At 61.4% G+C, this 17779-nt stretch carries 19 protein-coding genes; all 19 read right to left on the bottom strand.

From position 1 onward, the window contains the following. Window positions 1–542: 542 nt before the first annotated feature. Entirely contained in the window at window positions 543–914 is a 372-nt protein-coding gene (locus tag HZ992_RS15020) for an antibiotic biosynthesis monooxygenase family protein (RefSeq protein WP_209382644.1), read from the bottom strand. Between the two features lie 188 nt (window positions 915–1102). Further along, window positions 1103–1546, bottom strand: coding sequence for a hypothetical protein (locus HZ992_RS15015; RefSeq protein WP_209382643.1), 444 nt, complete (start codon window positions 1544–1546; stop codon window positions 1103–1105). A 134-nt stretch (window positions 1547–1680) separates the two neighbouring features. Beyond that, the gene (locus tag HZ992_RS15010; RefSeq protein ID WP_209382607.1) at window positions 1681–2145 is read right to left on the bottom strand and encodes a DUF6386 family protein; all 465 of its coding nucleotides are present in this window, start codon (window positions 2143–2145) and stop codon (window positions 1681–1683) included. Between the two features lie 151 nt (window positions 2146–2296). Beyond that, window positions 2297–3034, bottom strand: a complete 738-nt coding sequence (locus HZ992_RS15005; RefSeq protein ID WP_209382642.1) for an HNH endonuclease — start codon at window positions 3032–3034, stop codon at window positions 2297–2299. Window positions 3035–3181: 147 nt separating this feature from the next. Beyond that, window positions 3182–3520 carry a GFA family protein gene (locus tag HZ992_RS15000; protein ID WP_245213041.1) on the bottom strand — a complete coding sequence of 113 codons (339 nt, stop codon included), beginning with the start codon at window positions 3518–3520 and terminating at the stop codon, window positions 3182–3184. A gap of 1461 nt (window positions 3521–4981) precedes the next feature. Next, window positions 4982–5479, bottom strand: a complete 498-nt coding sequence (locus tag HZ992_RS14995) for a rod shape-determining protein (protein ID WP_209382641.1) — start codon at window positions 5477–5479, stop codon at window positions 4982–4984. A gap of 722 nt (window positions 5480–6201) precedes the next feature. Next, window positions 6202–6528: a DUF2004 domain-containing protein gene (locus HZ992_RS14990; protein ID WP_209382640.1), complete on the bottom strand. Its 327-nt coding sequence runs from the start codon at window positions 6526–6528 to the stop codon at window positions 6202–6204. Between the two features lie 166 nt (window positions 6529–6694). Beyond that, window positions 6695–7213: an energy transducer TonB gene (locus HZ992_RS14985; protein WP_209382639.1), complete on the bottom strand. Its 519-nt coding sequence runs from the start codon at window positions 7211–7213 to the stop codon at window positions 6695–6697. A 185-nt stretch (window positions 7214–7398) separates the two neighbouring features. Beyond that, window positions 7399–7785 carry a hypothetical protein gene (locus HZ992_RS14980; protein ID WP_209382638.1) on the bottom strand — a complete coding sequence of 129 codons (387 nt, stop codon included), beginning with the start codon at window positions 7783–7785 and terminating at the stop codon, window positions 7399–7401. Between the two features lie 177 nt (window positions 7786–7962). After that, window positions 7963–8343, bottom strand: a complete 381-nt coding sequence (locus HZ992_RS14975; RefSeq protein WP_209382637.1) for a RidA family protein — start codon at window positions 8341–8343, stop codon at window positions 7963–7965. A 193-nt stretch (window positions 8344–8536) separates the two neighbouring features. Beyond that, complete coding sequence (locus HZ992_RS14970; RefSeq protein ID WP_209382636.1) at window positions 8537–8968, bottom strand: DUF1801 domain-containing protein; 432 nt, start codon at window positions 8966–8968, stop codon at window positions 8537–8539. A 1180-nt stretch (window positions 8969–10148) separates the two neighbouring features. Next, entirely contained in the window at window positions 10149–10925 is a 777-nt protein-coding gene (locus HZ992_RS14965; protein ID WP_245213046.1) for a penicillin-insensitive murein endopeptidase, read from the bottom strand. Between the two features lie 679 nt (window positions 10926–11604). After that, a complete protein-coding gene (locus HZ992_RS14960; protein ID WP_209382635.1) occupies window positions 11605–12363 on the bottom strand; it encodes a hypothetical protein in 759 nt (252 codons plus the stop codon). A 194-nt stretch (window positions 12364–12557) separates the two neighbouring features. Beyond that, complete coding sequence (locus HZ992_RS14955) at window positions 12558–12851, bottom strand: DUF1330 domain-containing protein (RefSeq protein WP_209382634.1); 294 nt, start codon at window positions 12849–12851, stop codon at window positions 12558–12560. A gap of 766 nt (window positions 12852–13617) precedes the next feature. After that, the gene (locus tag HZ992_RS14950) at window positions 13618–14073 is read right to left on the bottom strand and encodes a GNAT family N-acetyltransferase (protein ID WP_209382633.1); all 456 of its coding nucleotides are present in this window, start codon (window positions 14071–14073) and stop codon (window positions 13618–13620) included. Window positions 14074–14202: 129 nt separating this feature from the next. After that, window positions 14203–14706, bottom strand: coding sequence for a GNAT family N-acetyltransferase (locus HZ992_RS14945; RefSeq protein WP_209382632.1), 504 nt, complete (start codon window positions 14704–14706; stop codon window positions 14203–14205). 1372 nt (window positions 14707–16078) lie between these two features. Further along, window positions 16079–16498 carry a VOC family protein gene (locus HZ992_RS14940; RefSeq protein WP_209382631.1) on the bottom strand — a complete coding sequence of 140 codons (420 nt, stop codon included), beginning with the start codon at window positions 16496–16498 and terminating at the stop codon, window positions 16079–16081. A 166-nt stretch (window positions 16499–16664) separates the two neighbouring features. Beyond that, complete coding sequence (locus HZ992_RS14935; protein WP_209382630.1) at window positions 16665–17168, bottom strand: GNAT family N-acetyltransferase; 504 nt, start codon at window positions 17166–17168, stop codon at window positions 16665–16667. 136 nt (window positions 17169–17304) lie between these two features. Then, entirely contained in the window at window positions 17305–17676 is a 372-nt protein-coding gene (locus tag HZ992_RS14930; RefSeq protein ID WP_209382629.1) for a VOC family protein, read from the bottom strand. Window positions 17677–17779: the final 103 nt, after the last annotated feature.

Genomic DNA, 17779 nt, shown 5'->3' with positions numbered 1-17779 from the left:
CACTCGAGCGACCGGTTAGGCAGCACTGCTCGAGGCGAACCAAACCGATGCGAGAGAGCGAGGCACGCAGGCATTGCCTTGCACTTCTGGCCGCCAAAGCGCCAGCGCGGGGAAGTGGAGCAAGCGCCGCTCAGTCCGCCGCCATCGCCGGCGGTGAACGAGAGCAGAGCCTTCCGAGTGGCGGCGGCACCACGAACTGACTGAAGCCAGCGCATCGAGAGACAGAGGCTCATGGCCGCGAAGCGCTGCGAACTGAGCAGACTTGGCAGATGCGCCGACCGTGGCGCTTGAGCATTGCCACTCAGTCTTCGGCGAACCTGCGCAGACGTGGCTAGCGAGTGCATTGGCTCTTTGGCGGCGACCGCCGCCCAGCGACGGTGGCGAGCACCTTCAGCATTCCGTGGTGCTGCCTAACGTTTGAGCTGAGCGGGCCGACGCCGGGATGGCGCTTGGGCCGCGAGGCGAATGCTAAGCCTGAGAGCCTCGCGGCCCAAGTGCCAGCCCGGTGGCGGTCCGCTCCAGCGAAGGGTTAGGCCGCTCGTTCAGGGACCCACGCAAAGGTTGGGAACTGTGAGCCGCTCAAAGAGATGCGGGGAGGCAACCGCGGAAGATGGGTAGTGCTCCAGAGCGCTCTTGAAGTCCGGGTGCGAAAAGGCAGCGCGAAAGTGAGCAACCGACTCCCAGATGGCGTAGTTGAGGAAGACTGTGCTGCCTCCGATGCCACGATGCAACTGAGTGGAGATGTAGCCCGCTTGCTGCTTCATCCAGTTTGCGTCCGCAGCCCAAGCGTCGAGCAACGCAGGGATGTCTTGTGCTTCGACGTTGAAGACGTTGACCAGTATGACCGGTGACTGCTCAGTGCCGAGCTGCTGAAAGATCGGTACAGCTGAGTCCAGTGGCTTGAGCTGAAGCATTCCTCGTCTCCTCGAGTTTGCGCCTGGGCGCGGTGGTGAGGCAATGGTGCGCTTGTGAGCGGCCTAACGTTTGAGCTGAGGCGCGAGCGCCGGGATGGCACTTGGCCCGCGAGACGGATGATATGAACGACTGGCTCGCGGGCCAAGTGCCATGCCGGTGCGAGTCGGCTCCAGCGAAGGGTTAGGCGTCAGTTGGCCCGCCCGCGCCTGAACCAGCGGTTTGCTGGCGGACGAAAGACAAGCCAGGCTGCGTAGCTTTGAAGCACTGTTTGAACGCAGAAGATGACGAAGAAGAACTTGCCGTTCAGAGCAATCAACTCACGAACGACGAGAAAGCTTGAGAGGCCGATGAGAAAGAAGACCAAGTAGGTGATGCGCGCCCAGTTCTTTCCGGATCGGATGAGGAACGCAAATGCAACCAGCACAGCCAAGACGCAAAAGACGATGAACAGTGGCTCGCGCTGTCCCCTTGCTACGAAACTGAAGGCACCAAGTGCGGCCGAAGAGATGATTGCCCAAAAGGCCAGTCCAATCTCTGGCGGGCGTCGGATCGGTGGCGTATTAGTTTCGATCGACGGCTGCAGGGGGAGTTCGGGTGACTTGGGAGGTTCAGGATTGGCTGGGGGACTCATTGTGGGAGCTGACGCCTAACGTTTGAGCTGAGCGGGCCGACGCCGGGAAGGTGCTTGGCCCGCGAGACGGATGATGACCTTAACCGGCTCGCGGGCCAAGCGCCTTGCCGGTGGAGGTCCGCTCCAGCGAAGGGTTAGGCTGCACTCTCAGCAAGACGCAGTGGTGAGGTGAAGCCGTTGCCTGACCGAGCCTGCGAGAGTGACAGGCTCATACGCAGAGCGCGGGCACCTTGCCTGGCGAGACTCAACTGGTACGTGCCCGGTTGGATACTGAGCAAGAGCCCACCGCGAGAGCAATCGGGTTCCATTCCTTCAGCAGTCGTCTCCTCTGCTGCACCTACGAAGACACTCCCGCTCGGGCAAGACAGAACAAGGACCAGGCTTGGGCTGGGAATGACTTCTTCTTCGAGCGTGCCCGAGTAGCTGCCATCAGCGCCCAGGTCGATGAATGCAGCATTGGAGGCATTGAGTTCCGACAGCTGGACACTCGGTGGGTGAACCCACCAATCGGCGTCTTCTTCGAATCGGTGCCGGAGTGCCGCCAGATCGAATACGCAGAGCGTCGATGTGTCGGTCGTGAACTGGAACTGGGTGGACACGGGTGATGCCTGTGCAGCCTAACGTTTGAGCTGAGCGGAGAGCGCCGGCGTGGTGCTTGGCCCGCGAGGCGAATGATGACAGTGAGCGCCTCGCGGGCCAAGTGCCATGCCGGTGCGAGTCCGCTCCAGCGAAGGGTTAGGGCTCACTGCTCTACGCAAGTGACAAGCCAACTCTGCAGTTGTCCATCACGCCACCAGTAAACGAGAGCCGACCGCCCGAGGACGTGAAGATGTCGAGGCTATTGCGCCCGCCGTCGAGAAAGTACCCGCCGCAGAACATGCGAATGCGCTCCACAATGACTCCCTCACCGGGGGAGAAACTCAGCGAGAGGGCGATTTCGCCTGGCCCGGTGCGAACCAGGACCCGACCGCCTGTAGCCTCCACATCCCAAGAATCCGCAAACACCTGCCACTCGTTCTGTCGGATGAAGAGGCTCGGACCACCCCTTTCATCGAAGAAGCTCGCTGAGAGGAGATATGGAGTGCCCTTGGCTTCGGAGTCCTCAATTCGCAGTACGGGAAGGCCCTTGATTTCCACTGGGGTGGCACAGTTCTTTAGTGTCACTCCGGCAAACACCACATACGGATGTGACGTGGAAGACTCAAGCTCAGAGAAGGCAAAGCCTGACCGCTTTGCTGCCGGCTCTTTCATCGCTTCAAGGACGCGACGGGCGGAAAGGAAGTTGCGCGTCTTCTTCGAGTGGCACGTTGGACAAAGCAGGGCAATGCCTGCCGCGTCGTGAGATCGAGCCTTGGCGAACTCTGGGCTTACGTGCTCGTACTCAACGATTGCGGTGCCACAGACTACGCAGCCGTACCCACAGCGTTGACGAACTTCACGCTTGACGCCCTCGGGAATGTCGCGGGGCAGGCCGTACTGGTTGCGCAATCGTGAGCCCTAACGTTTGAGCTGAGCGGGCCGGAACCGGGATGGTGCTTGGCCCGCGAAGCGGATGATGACAGCGAGCGCTTCGCGGGCCAAGTGCCAGGCCGGTGGAGGTCCGCTCCAGCGAAGGGTTAGGCCTCACTGCTGGCTCTAGAACCACATGTCTTTGATGCACCGACCGTCGCGTGGGAGGTCGTCGAATGTGTTCAACCCTTCGAAGTGATCGATGGGCAGACTGGCAATCGGCTCGGGCTCCGTGAGCCGAAGATTGACTGCGATTCGACGGCGACCCTGTTCATCTGATCCTTGCGCGCGCCACAGCGCCACGCAGCCGCAACTCGGGCAGAAGTGAAACTCGATTGCTTTGCCTCGCACATAGATCTTGGTAGAGCCAGAGAACGAGATGCCTTCGTTCTCGTAGTCGTAGGCCCACAAGGCGCCATAGCGCCGACAGACCGTGCAGTTGCAGGCTGTGGCTGACTCGGGCATTCCTTTGAACTCCCATGAGACAGAACCGCAATGACATGTTCCGTGTAGCACGCAAGTCCTCCGGTAGATGTGTTGCTGCTAGAAAGGGCGACGAACGATCTCGCCGTTCCAACTGTGAGGCCTAACGTTTGAGCTGAGCGGGCCGGCGCCGGGATGGCGCTTGGGCCGCGAGGCGAATGCTAAGCCTGAGCGCCTCGCGGCCCAAGTGCCAGGCCGGTGGCGGTCCGCTCCAGCGAAGGGTTAGGCCGCACTCTTTGCGTAGCAGGAGATGCCGACATACGAGAAGGCGTTGTGTACGACCAAGGAGCGTAGCAAGTAGCGCTGACGACCAGATTGACTGGGCTCGATGGCAAACGATCCTGAAAGGGAGTCGTCCCCACTGTCGGTGCCAAGCGTGCGCAGTTGCGCCGCGACACGAGCCTGGCTTCGCGCTGCTGTGCTGGGCGCACGAGAAAGCTTGGCGGAGAACTCGTGTGACACCTCTGTCGGCGCCCGAGAGTCGAAGAACTTTGCGTGCAACGTAGTGGCTTTGATTTGAACTTCGGCTCTGCCTGAGACGATGAACCATTCTGGCTGCGGCGGAGAACTAGAAGCGGCAGACTCGCCTCGGAGCGAGCCGTGACCAACCACGAAGCTGCAAGGCTCCACTGGCTGCGCCGAAACCTGCAGCGAGGTGATTGCCAGGGCACAAAGGACTAGACGCATGCTGTGCGGCCTAACGTTTGAGCTGAGCGGGCCGGCGCCGGGATGGCGCTTGGCCCGCTGGACGGATGATGTACCACTCCGGGAAGCGGGCCAAGTGCCAGGCCGGTGGCGGTCCGCTCCAGCGAAGGGTTAGGTCGCCGTGATGCAGCAGCTACGGCGCCGGTTTTCGCGTACTACCCTTGGGTGAACTTCAATTGTTCGACGTGCCACCGCGGTTGGCTCGCAAATCTCGAGCTCTAGCTTCGGGGACACCTTCACTGTCTCGTCGCCCACAGGCACAAGCGCAATGATGTCTCCCAGATAGGCCATGAGTCTGTTGCGCAAACCCGGATGATCACCCGACTCTGCGTAGAGACGTAGCCTACTCAACGTATAGAGCCATGAGTTCTCTACTTGTCTGGGGCCTAGTGTCCGCTCCAAGAGGTACATGGTTCCATCGACTATGAGGACCTCTACCGTAAATGTCTCGGATGCGTGCTGGTAGGTCTGCGATGTGAGCCATGCGTGCTGGTCGGTATGCTCGTAGATCCGGTAGTAATAGGGATGCTTGGAGTCAAGCTGATCAGGCAGCCCAAACTTGGAGCGAAGAAGTGGGGTGCTATCGCGCGCGACAAACGGCATGGGCGACCTAACGTTTGAGCTGAGCCGGCCGTGGAGGCAAGGCCCACTGGCCGACGAGAGCAACATGGTACTGAGCTCTTGGCGGCCAGTGGGCCTTGCCGGAGCGGGTCGGCTCGAGCGAAGGGTTAGCCATCACTACTCGATGAACATACTGCCGGTGGCAGGGTACTCGCCAGATAGGACTTGTTCATCTGTGAGCTCTGGCCCTTGCCAAATGTGAACCTCCGAGGCGCCAGCTCCGAGAGCAAGTTCTCGAATGGCGCGAAGCTCAACCTGCGTGAGCCCACCCTCGTGTTGGCCAAGGGGATGCATGATGACGACAGGGCTGGGCTGAAGGATTGAGTCGCCCTGGGCTCGCTTGACGAACACCTTGAGAACCTGCTCAGCGACCGTGAAGTCGGACACCAGCGAACGCGGATGCGCGAAGGGATTGAAGACTTGGGTGTCGACTTCGCCGGCTGTCCCGCGTGCAGCTGAGCCAACGGCGAGTACCTTTGCCTTGCCAGTGGCGGGGCGTTGAATTGCGATTTCCGGTACTTCGGAGAGCACCTCGTGTTTGCTCGGGTCACGGACAGTGACGCGTTGCGCAGAAAGCTGGATGTAGAGGTACCGCTTAAAGAACTGCGCGAGCATGACTCAATGGTGCTTGGTGATGGCTAACGTTTGAGCTGAGCGGGCCGACGCCGGAATGGCGGTTGGCCCGCGAGGCGCATGCTAAGCCTGAGCGCCTCGCGGGCCAAGTGCCAGGCCGGTGGCGGTCCGCTCCAGCGAAGGGTTAGGCCGCACCATAAACGTGGCAGAAGCGCTGCATGTCGCAGTAGCGAGGCGACTATGAAACACCGAAGTATCTAAAAAGAAGTATGACAACGACTACGACGATTGCTACGAGCATCAGCCAGAAGCCCCAATCACCGGCCGTGACCTCCACTTGATCGACGGCAACAGACCATAGCCACTTGGCAAATGAAAGACCTAGAAGGAATCCCAGTATGGCTCCGGTCAGGACATACCACTTTCCGGGGCCAGCAAGGTTCCAACGATCATGTGCGTGAACTGGCGAGAGTGCGAACATCTGAACTGCGGCATACAGCAAAGCGCCAGACAACCCACCCAAGATCGTGCCCAAGAGCCTCTCGAAGCCGGTGGTACCGGCTGGTGATCGACTTGGGGGTGGGGGTCGTCGTGTCATCGCGTTGTGCGGCCTAACGTTTGAGCTGAGCGGACCCCGCCGGGTTGGCGCTTGGGCCGCGAGGCGGAGGATAAGCTGAAGAGCATCGCGGCCCAAGTGCCAAGCCGGTGGAGGTCCGCTCGAGCGAAGGGTTAGGCCGCATCTTCGCGTACCTAAGCATCTCAAGTCAGCTTTCCATTGAGATTCCGTCAATTTTTCCGGCGCTGTCGAAGTGCACCGAGAGGACGTACTGTGTGACCTCGCCCGGGAGCGTGAAGTCAAAGTACTCGAGGTCGTTCTCCCCCCATGACGCGCGCAGGCGTAGCAGACCAATCACCTCCCTCGGTTCAGGGTTGCCTGTTCCGAGTTGCTGAATCCAGTAGTCACTTGGAACCTCGTCCGCGTGGTGCTCCACAAACAAGGCAACACTCTCCGCGCCGGCGGAAGTTCCGAGTGCTTGCTTGATTGCTTCCGCGGCCAATGCTTGCCGTCTTTGTCCTTCAGGTGTATCCATGGTTGGTCCTCTATCCGCAATGGGACTTCCTGTGCGGCCTAACGTTTGAGCTGAGGCGCGAGCGCCGGGATGGCGCTTGGCCCGCGAGGCGAATGATAAGAACGAGCGGCTCGCGGGCCAAGTGCCATGCCGGTGCGAGTCGGCTCCAGCGAAGGGTTAGGCCGCATCAGTTCACGATAAACATATGCCGCAACGGAAAGTCCATGATGCACGGAGCACCACCGCATACAGCTGGCTTGAACTTGGTTAGCAACAAGAGCGACGCTGCGAACTTGGTCATCTCGGGGCTGGGATTGCCAATGATCTTCGTCGAAGTCACCTGGCCCTTGGCATCAACCGTGGCGAAGATGTAGAGCTCGCCTTGAGCCATCAGTTTTGCCTGAGCTTTGCTGAGCGCAGCGTAAATGGGGCGCAAACCTTCAAGCGGGAAAGGCGGTTCGTCGCCAGGCGGTATGTGCTCATACCACGTGTTGACGACTTGCTTCTCTTCCGGTGTGAGCTCTCCGTAGGTCTTGTCTATAGGAATCGCAGAACCGCGTACCGCGTATGGGCGAATGGCCGAGCCAGCGGCAGGACGGTCGTCCTTTATCCCGTATTCGGGTGTCTGCGCTTTGACTTCTGAACACCAGGCAGCGGCAAATACCAGAGTGCTGAGCGCTACCAGCGTCAACTGATGTTTCATCATGCGGCCTAACGTTTGAGCTGAGCGGGCCGACACCGGAATGGCGCTTGGCCCGCGAGGCGGATGCTAAGGCTGGGCGCCTCGCGGGCCAAGTGCCAGGCCGGTGGAGGTCCGCTCCAGCGAAGGGTTAGGCCTCACTCGTATTCGGGCTCTGACCTGCGTAGTTGCAGAGTAGGGCAGGAGATGCCTCACTTGCACAGACCGAGCGACATGACTCCACGCCCTTGGATGTAGTGCCTGAAAACGTACTTGCCGTCCGACAAAAGCTTGACGTAGCCGTTGGCGCTGCGCGGCGACAGCAGCAAGTAGCTGCTGTCTTCGGCCCATACGGAACTGGCGCCCACATAGATGCGTTGGTCCTCTTCGTCTTGGGCCACGAGCGCGACGGACTTGCTTCCCAGCGCTGCGCGTAGCTTGAAGGGAAAGGTTGCTACCGCCGTTTTGCCCGCACACCGTACATGCACGTTCTCGCAGAAGTGCGGTAACGCAGGCTCGCACGACAGCTCGCCGCCTTGACGAAGCTTGAGGATTGCCGGTGGCTCAGCCTCGGATGAGATGGCAGTGGCGCTCGCCATCGCAAGGAATGCAGCGAATGCCAGTTGCCAGGGAGTCCGCGGTATCACGCTGTGAGGCCTAACGTTTGAGCTGAGCGGGCGAGCGCCGGGATGGCGCTTGGCCCGCGAGGCGGATGCTAAGCCTGGGCGCCTCGCGGGCCAAGTGCCATGCCGGTGCGAGTCCGCTCGAGCGAAGGGTTAGGCCTCAGCGATGGCTGCAACGGACACTTTCAGGCCCGGGATGCGAGCGGGAAGCTTGGCACCTTGGCGCGCTGGCGGATCCGAAGGAAACCACCTGAGCCACTCTTCATTCATACCGGGGAAGTCGTCTTCCTCGGCCAGCACGACTGTGACGCTGACGATCTTGTCGAGCGAACTGCCTGCCGCTTCGAGGATAGCCTGGATGTTGGACAGGCACTGACGGGTCTGCTCTTGGATGGTTGTTCCGATGATTGCGCCAGTGGCGGGATCAGTTGGCGCCGTGCCTGACACGAAGACAAGGCCCGCGGCCTTTACCGCCTGGCTGTAGGTCGGTGGCGGCTTAGCCGCCTTTGGAGTGAACACGATTTGGCGGGACACTTTGCATCCTTCGGCTGAGCTGGTGGCGCCAAAGCTCGTGCTCTGAGGCCTAACGTTTGAGCTGAGGCGCGAGCGCCGGGATGGCGCTTGGCCCGCGAGGCCGATGATAAGAACCACGGGCTCGCGGGCCAAGCGCTATGCCGGTGCGAGTCGGCTCCAGCGAAGGGTTAGGGCGCATTCTTTGCCCTGCAGCTCACGCGCTACCGGCGCGCTTGGCTTTGCCGGTACGGTGATACGTGAGCGCCGCAGCTACGCAGAAGGCCAGAGCATCCTTGGGGATGGGCGCTGACTCCTGGAAGACGATTGCGCGATTGCCTTCGTAGGTGAACTCGTTGGGGAACAGCGTCTTGAACGTTTCGACCAGAGTGGTTTGGCAGTTGAAGTACATGGCGTACTGGTTCGGCTTAGACGCCTTCCAGTCGATTCGAACCGTACTCCCGCTACCTGATTCGGCTGTGAGGTAGGCAGGTTCGCCCCACTTGAGCGCTTCGTCGATTTCGCCAACGCCTTGCGTAGACGCCGCGGTCTGAAGAATCAACTCGCGCAGCGCCAGCAACTTGCGGCGCATGGCGGGCGGGTAAGTGTCGAAGGCCTTGGCCACGGCGAGGTTCGTGATGGGCTTCATATCGCTTGACGAGCCTCTCGAGTGGTTCTGTGCGCCCTAACGTTTGAGCTGAGCGGGCCGGCGCCGGAATGGCGCTTGGCCCGCGAGGCGGATGCTAAGCCTGTGCGCCTCGCGGGCCAAGTGCCAGGCCGGTGGCGGTCCGCTCCAGCGAAGGGTTAGGCGTCATTCTCTTGGCGGCCCGGCAAATAGTGAACGCACGACATGCACGACTGCGAACACGCCCACGAACTCGGCTAGGCATGCCGCCACATTGAATACCAGCTCAGGAGCACCAGCGAACACTCCGCCCGAGCCAAACAGTAGCAGCACCGGCAGTACAGGCGCGAACAGGAGAACCAGTGGCCCGCCTACGTGCGCTAGCGCCATGCTTGCACTAGAACCCCAAAGCAATAGCGGCACTGCAATGGCTGCCGCCCAGAGGGTCGAGCGCAAGAGGTCGCGCTTTGAGCGAAGTAGTTGAGCATGCGGGTTGATGGCCATCGCGAACACTGACAGTACGTTGCGATTGAATGAATCGTTGTCTGCGAGGTGCGGCGCACCGTATGACGCCTAACGTTTGAGCTGAGGGGCTGACGCCGGGAAGGCGCTTGGCCCGCGAGACGGATGATGACCTGAACCGGCGCGCGGGCCAAGTGCCTTGCCGGTGGCAGTCCACTCGAGTGACCTGTTAGGCAGCACTGCTCGAGGCGAACCAAGCCGATGCGAGAGAGCGAGGCACACAGGCATGGCCTTTCACTTCTGGCCGCTGATGCGCCGGCGCGGGGAACTGGAACAAGCGCCGCTCAGACCGCCGCCATCGCCGGCGGTGAACGAGAGCAGAGCCTTCCGAGTGGCGGCGGCACAATGAACTGACTGAAGCCAGCGCATCGAGAGACACAGACTCGTGGCCGCGAAGCGCTGCCAACTGAGCAGGCTTGGCAGATGCGCCGACCGTGGCGCTTGAGCATGGCCACTCAGTCTTTGGCGAGCTTGCGCAGCGGTGGCCAGGGAGTGCATTTGGTCTTTGGCGGCGACTGCCGCCCAGCGACGGTGGCGAGCACCATCAGCGCACCGTGGTGCTGCCTAACGTTTGAGCTGAGGCGCGAGCGCCGGGATGGCGCTTGGCCCGCTGGACGGATGATGTACCACTCCGGGAAGCGGGCCAAGTGCCATCCCGGTGCGAGTCGGCTCCAGCGAAGGGTTAGGCCGCATTGGGCTTGCATGGGACTGCGAAGTCCACGTGGTAGTGCTCGTCGTGGCGAACCCACGGCTTGCCCTTCATGAAAGGCAGGTGCTCCTTGAGATACGCGCCTCGCTGGGTGGCAAACAGGCGGGGAAGGTACTGGGTATCGAAGATCACGAGTGTCAGGCCCGAGCCTGCCGCCCTAGCCGCGACGTCGAGTTGGTAGAGGTGTTCCGACAACGCGTCGAAGTCGATCGTGTACTCGCCGTACTTGGCTTCCTGGGTGAACTCCACGTCGTAGCCCAGTTTGGCTGAGAGGTTCGTGGGCAAAGGAACCGATTGGCCTCGCGCGTCCCGCACAGGGACGAAGAAGTCGATGGAGAGACCGTTCTGATGAGTTCGGTGAGGCCGAAACCGGCCGCCTGAGGGCCAGCCTGTTTCACCATAGACATATCGCGTGTCTGGATGAGCCGCCGCAAGAGCCTTGTAGCTGGCCTCAACGATGGCTGCGACCTTGGAGTGAACGTGCGTTCGCCCGGCTGTAGCGGCGAGCGCGCTGTACGCGGAGAAATTGGCGCCGCTCACAGGAAGCTTGACGCTACCTTCTATCCGACCGTTGCTCACGCTCCCGTAGCACTGACTCTCGGCAGCCGCGGCAATGGTGGGAGCCAAGAACGCTGCGATGAAGACGACGCGGAGGTTCAAATGCGGCCTAACGTTTGAGCTGAGGCGCGAGCGCCGGGATGGCGGTTGGCCCGCCGGATGGATGATGAACCACTCCAGGAGGCGGGCCAAGTGCCATGCCGGTGCGAGTCGGCTCCAGCGAAGGGTTAGGCATCACTGCGCCGCTTAGTACGACGGCCGACCACTCTGCGAAGAACCCGAACCCAGGCTGACCAAGGTACTGGAGTAGGTTGCTCGCCAAGAGCCGCCTGAGCGTTGGTTAACGCATCCTCGACGAGCGCGTCGTGAAGAGGACGGACGGCTACGGGCCAGGAGAGCAGTGCGGCCCCCTTAAGAGACATGTCGATGGTGTGCCGCAGCACAGTCCCGGTGGGCTCGTGGCCCAAGACCTCAAACCAGTGCGTACCCACGAAACCCCGTGGCGAGATGAACTCAAAAGTGACCCTCTTGCCCGGCTCGTAGGCAATGACGGAGTAGCGGATAGGTCCGTGGCCTCCAGTGGCACCGAGGCCGAGTGGTCGGTCCAAGCGCATACGCGGCCAAGATTGCGACGGCCACAGCATGTCTCTTGGCGAGGACAGTGAATCCAGAAGCTGCGCAGCCTGTTGTGGGCTGCAGCGGAAGTTGCGTTCGTGGACGTTGACTACCCGCACGATGTTGCCCTGTGATGCCTAACGTTTGAGCTGAGCGGGCCGACGCCGGAATGGCGCTTGGGCCGCGAGGCGAATGCTAAGCCTGAGCGCCTCGCGGCCCAAGTGCCAGGCCGGTGGAGGTCCGCTCCAGCGAAGGGTTAGGTTCGCTTGCTGGCTAGTGCCCTTGCGGCTGCGAGACGGCGAGTGACCGGCTCATTAAGTTCGCGCGTCAGCGAGTTCCAGCGAGAAGATATCTTCTCCAACTCTGCAGCTAGCCGTTCGGCTGTTCCCGTATCACCCATCGCATAAGCCCAGATGGCGTACTCAGCCCTACTCTCGTACGTGCCAAACTTTGCGATTGCTGACTCGAACTCTGCCCTGGCTTCTGATCCCCGCGATGTTCCGGCATAGGAACGCGCAAGCAACAGAGATACGGACTCTGCGCGGAACTCAGGTCTTTCCGCGCGCAGAGGCTCCAGGTAGCGCAAGGCATCCGCGTAGCGCTGACACTCGACGAAAGACCTTGCGGCTCCGATCCGGATGTCGGGGTCAGAGGCGAAGGGGCCCTGAAGGCAAGACTGATACTGCTGCGCAGCCTCTGCAGCTTCACCAACTTCAAGGAGCGCAGCAGCCAACCGCATTTGGTTTTGCGCCGTAGGCGCATCTGCGAATGCGACTCTCGCCTCACGTACTTCGCGCGTCGGATCAATGGCCTTTACCGCCGCAGATACGGCCTTCATCGCGCCGCGCTCCAGGCGAGAGTTGGGCATATAGACGGCAAAGAAGTAGACCAAACTTCCCAGCAACGGGAACGCGAAAAGGATGAAGAGCCAGTACATCTGCTGGCGCGTGCGGATCGCGTGGATCGCGCAGAGTATGGCGATGACAACGTGAAGCCCTAGTCCGGCGAACGGCATGTTTCCCCCTTTGATTTCGCTCCCGAGAGCTATTCTGCCTCTAGCGAACCTAACGTTTGAGCTGAGCGGGCCGACGCCGGAATGGCGCTTGGGCCGCGAGGCGGATGCTAAACGTCAGAGCCTCGCGGCCCAAGTGCCAGGCCGGTGGCGGTCCGCTCCAGCGAAGGGTTAGGCGTCACTGGCGGCTTGGCAACTTAGGGTTCAATGCCTTCCACTGAAACTAACCTCGCAGAACTGCATTCGTCTCGGATTGCCTTGAGTCCTTGGTAGACGGGGCCTGTGTAGAACGATTCCCACGCAGCGACCGACGGAAACTCAAGGATCACAATCCGCCGTGGCTGCCAATCGCCTTCGTGCACCTTGTGCGCGCCTCCACGTGCGAGGTAGCGTGCACCTGCTGCATCAAGTGCGGGCTTGACGCCTTTCATGAATTCTTGATACCGAAGCATGTCGCGAATCTCGACGTCGAAGATCACATACGTGCTCATTCGCAACTCCTGGTTGATGTTCGCTCGTGGAACCTGACAGATGGGCATGTGCTCGCGGTGGCGAGTGCGCTCGGTTCGGGTTGTGACGCCTAACGTTTGAGCTGAGCGGGCCGACGCCGGAATGGCGCTTGGCCCGCGAGGCGCATGCTAAGCCTGAGAGCCTCGCGGGCCAAGTGCCAGGCCGGTGGAGGTCCGCTCCAGCGAAGGGTTAGGCCTCACTGGCTCTGCGTGCCTTAGAGTGGGCAAAGGCCTGATGACGAAGGCGTTGCGGCATTGCCTTGTTCTGGGAAAGTGCAGCCAGTTCTTGGCGAGCGGCGCTAGAGACAGGGAAGCCCTGAGAAAACCAGGTAAGCGCGAGGCTCGGCCAGCCCTCGGTGGGCCAAGCTAGAGCTTCTAGGACAACTTGTTCGAACGGGAACTCTGCTTCGACTTGGGCGGCTTTACACGCTGCGCTGACCAACGCTGAAGCTTCAGGCCATGGCTGTTCAAGCAGCGGAAGCAACGGAACGAAGTTCTCTCGCTCCGCGAACCAGATTTGGCCCCCTTGGGCTGTACAGCCCCAGCCGCGCGATTGCTCAAACTGGATGAACCAAGAGTTTCCAGGGAGACGAAGGACGTCCATCGGTTCAGGTGGTGAGGCCTAACGTTTGAGCTGAGCGGGCCGACGCCGGGATGGCGCTTGGCCCGCTGTACGGATGATGTACCACTCCGGGAAGCGGGCCAAGTGCCAGGCCGGTGGCGGTCCGCTCCAGCGAAGGGTTAGCCGTCACTGCGCGACCAGACCGCTCTTTGCCAGTAGCTCGGGGACGGTGGCTGTGAACTCCACTCCCTTTGCATTCTCCCGAGTGACCCGAAACCCGAGGCGAGCATGGAAGGCCATGGACAGGCGGTTCGTCTTGTAGACATTGCTTCGCAGCGAGGTGATGCCTCGGCGTGATGCGATTTCCAGGAGCTGGCGGAAGAGTGCTCGGAACACTGGAGCGCTGCGATGCTCGGGATGGGTGTTGAATCCTGTGACGAACCACTGCCCGGCCTCGCGAGGCTGGAGCATGGCGTACGCGACAAGTGCGCCCTGACGACGAACGAAAGCAACCTCAGAAACTGGAAGCGCAGTCTCGATCGAGTTGCGCAGGCGGTCCGGATCAAGCCGATCACCCGCGCGTTCCGTGTGTTCGCGCAATGTCAGTAGATCGAGTTCGAGGAGTTCGTGGACCTGGGGCACTTGGTGACGGCTAACGTTTGAGCTGAGCGGGCCGACGCCGGGATGGCGCTTGGCCCGCGAGGCGGATGCTAAGCCTGGGCGCCTCGCGGGCCAAGTGCCATGCCGGTGGCGGTCCGCTCCAGCGAAGGGTTAGGCGTCTTGGAATGCCGCGTGGAACTTGACGGTTCCCGATGCGCCACCCAAGTAGCCTGGCTGAAGCTCCAGGACCATGAAGGCCTCTGGCGGTGCGTTGTATTCCGAGGTAATGCCGAAGGGAACCGATGGCTGAAAGCCGAAGCGAGGGTAGTAGCCTGGGTGTCCGAGCAAAACAACTGCCCCAACGCCGAGTGCGCGGCAGCGCTGCAGACCGGTACGGACCAAGGCAGAGCCCACACCCTTGCGCTGATGCGCCGGCAAGACGGCCATTGGAGCCAACCCCATGAGGCTCAGCTCTGCGTGCCCCTCGAGGGAAACGGGGCTGAACATGATGTGGCCGACAACCTCTTCGCCCACCTGGGCGACCAAGGAGACAAGTGGGTGAGCGTGCTGGCGCAGCGCGTCAACGAGATTGGCTTCCGCTGCAGTCTCGAAGGCTGCCAGATTCACAGATCTGACAGCTTGATGATCCTGCGGCTCTTCTGCTCGGACGATCACAGAGGTTTCCTAGACGCCTAACGTTTGAGCTGAGCGGGCAGACGCCGGGAAGGTGCTTGGGCCGCGAGGCGGATGCTAACCACAAGAGCCTCGCGGCCCAAGTGCCTTGCCGGTGGAGGTCCGCTCCAGCGAAGGGTTAGGCGTCACTGCCGGAGCAGGAAGCCGCACTTGGCGTGAGCCATTTACCTGCTTGGGCATGTGGTTTGACCACGGTTTGTGGGCAATGGATGAGAGCCGCAGTTCAAAGCATTGAAGAGCATCTGGTACGAGTACGCCGCCAACAAGCAAGCCGCGAAGAATGGGACGATGCGCCAGCCTGGAGACCACAGACGCGAGGAGCCTTCGACGAGTGGAAGCTTTGCGATGCTCATGTAGTACGAGCAAGCGATGAGGATGGCAAGTGCGATAGCCTGCAAGAGAAGTGCGAAGAGTGTCTTCTGCCACGACACCGAATCGGCGGGTGCCCCCATGAAACGGGAGAGCACGGCGTACACATCAATCGCCAGAAGCGCTACAGCGGCGTAGAAGACAAAGAGGCGGTAGCCACGCGACATAGGTGCAACTCGTGACGCCTAACGTTTGAGCTGAGGCGCGAGCGCCGGGATGGCGCTTGGCCCGCGAGGCGAATGATAAGAACCAGCGACTCGCGGGCCAAGTGCCATGCCGGTGCGAGTCGGCTCGAGCGAAGGGTTAGGCGTCACGTGCTCAGCATTGGCCGAAAGAAGTATTCAAGTTATCGATCGTCGGCGGGACACTTCGCATTTGGATCGTCAACGAACCGCGCAGACTTGTGAGCGATGGTATTGATGAACTTGCTCGCGCCGCGGATCTGGACCTCCGCGGCACAGGCTTCAGTCTTCCGTACGTCGGCAATCATCATGATGCCTACTGCTCCCGTTCCCTCGCTAATCAATGTCGTGGTATCGCTGGAGTACTCCACGCGAACAGAGGTCGTTGAACCAGCGCCCGCTGGAATCAGGATTGGGAGCTTGCCGACAAGTACAGCCTGCGAACCTGGCGGCAGTGACTTGGCAAAGCAGCGAGACCAACCAGAGAGTAGGCGCAGGCCAATCTCTTCGGCGCCCTCGGTGCGACAAAGTTGTACCGCTGGCGGAAATGCCTCCCTGATTGCGCTCGGAGTCTCCGGAGCGGAGATGGCCGCCAGTGGCGTAAGGCCTGCAGCTAGGGCAAGTACTACTCGGAGCTTTGACATCTCCTCCTCGACGGTCAGTGGAGCGTGTGAGTGGCTGACGCCTAACGTTTGAGCTGAGGCGCGAGCGCCGGGATGGCGCTTGGCCCGCTGGACGGATGATGACCCACTCCGGTAAGCGGGCCAAGCGCCATCCCGGTGCGAGTCGGCTCCAGCGAAGGGTTAGGCAGCACTCTGGGTTTGGCCCGTCTGTTTGCCGGAGTCTCGAGCGTAGCTCTGCGTGAGCAACTCCCAGACATGACCGTCTGGTTCGTCCCAGTAGACGATGAGGCTGCCCAGGGATGTATTGACCTGGTAGTCGTTCGGACCGTGAGGAAGGCTGCGGTAGGCGATGCCCGAGGCGACCAACCTGGCCAGGATGACTTGAAACTCCAGCTCGCTGACGCGGAAGCAGTAGTGCCCTTTGGGGAACTCATCTGTCCATTCATCGAAGTCGATCGTGAGGCTGTCGTTTACGTGAACCGCGATGAAGGGGCCGACCTTTGCAGGGGCCCAGGTGACTCCGAGGATCTCCGCGAGCGTGCGAGCTGCAGCCTCGCTGCTCTTGGAGGGGATCATGAGGTGATCGAGGTGCACTGCCATGGCTGCTTCTACAACGCTGCGAACACCGCAAGCGTGCCCTGTGCTGCCTAACGTTTGAGCTGAGCGGGCCGACGCCGGGATGGCGCTTGGCCCGCTGGACGGATGATGTACCACTCCGGGAAGCGGGCCAAGTGCCAGGCCGGTGGAGGTCCGCTCCAGCGAAGGGTTAGGCGTCTTGGAATGCCGCGTGGAACTTGACGGTTCCCGATGCGCCACCCAAGTAGCCTGGCTGAAGCTCCAGGACCATGAAGGCCTCTGGCGGTGCGTCGTATTCCGAGGTAATGCCGAAGGGAACCGATGGCTGAAAGCCGAAGCGAGGGTAGTAGCCTGGGTGTCCGAGCAAAACAACTGCCCCAACGCCGAGTGCGCGGCAGCGCTGCAGACCGGTACGGACCAAGGCAGAGCCCACACCCTTGCGCTGATGCGCCGGCAAGACGGACATTGGAGCCAACCCCATGAGGCTCAGCTCTGCGTGCCCCTCAAGGGAAACGGGGCTGAACATGATGTGGCCGACAACATCGTCGCCCACCTGGGCGACCAAGGAGACAAGTGGGTGAGCTTGCTGGCGCAGCGCGTCAACGAGATTGGCTTCCGCCGCAGTCTCGAAGGCTGCCAGATTCACAGATCTGACAGCTTGCTGATCCTGCGACTCTTCTGCTCGGACGATCACAGAGGTTCCTTAGACGCCTAACGTTTGAGCTGAGCGGGCCGACGCCGGAATGGCGCTTGGGCCGCGAGGCGAATGCTAAGCCTGAGCGCCTCGCGGCCCAAGTGCCAGGCCGGTGGCGGTCCGCTCGAGCGAAGTGTTAGGCCGCATCTCTGTGCACGACTTGGAACTCATTGCCCTCCGGATCGCTGAAGGTTGCCAGCGTGCCACCCCAGAACTGACGCTCGGGTGCCCCAGTGAACACTACTCCCTTGGAGACAAGGTCCTGGTGTGTCACGTGAACACTTGGCACCAGAAACGACAGCCCGGTGAACCTGACGACGAGTGCTTGCTCGTCTGGTGGCGCGTCCGGAGCGACTGACTCGACGACCAACTCGCAATTGCCACTGCTGAACACGCAGTAGCCCTGCGCTTGGCTCTCAGCCTTGACCTTGAGCCCGAGCTTGTTGGCGTAGAACTCTCGCGCTTGAGCGATGTCGCGGACAAAGACTCGTGCAGTGTTCAGATTCAACGATGCCTCCAGGAGCGCAGCGGCCGAGTGGACACCATGGTGGCGCCCGTGCGGCCTAACGTTTGAGCTGAGGCGCGAGCGCCGGTGTGGTGCTTGGCCCGCT

It is taken from the genome of Rhizobacter sp. AJA081-3 (genome assembly GCF_017795745.1).
Classification (GTDB): Bacteria; Pseudomonadota; Gammaproteobacteria; order Burkholderiales; family Burkholderiaceae_C; genus Piscinibacter.
Note: the sequence above shows the minus strand (reverse complement) of the source record. Positions and strands in the feature narration are given on the sequence as shown.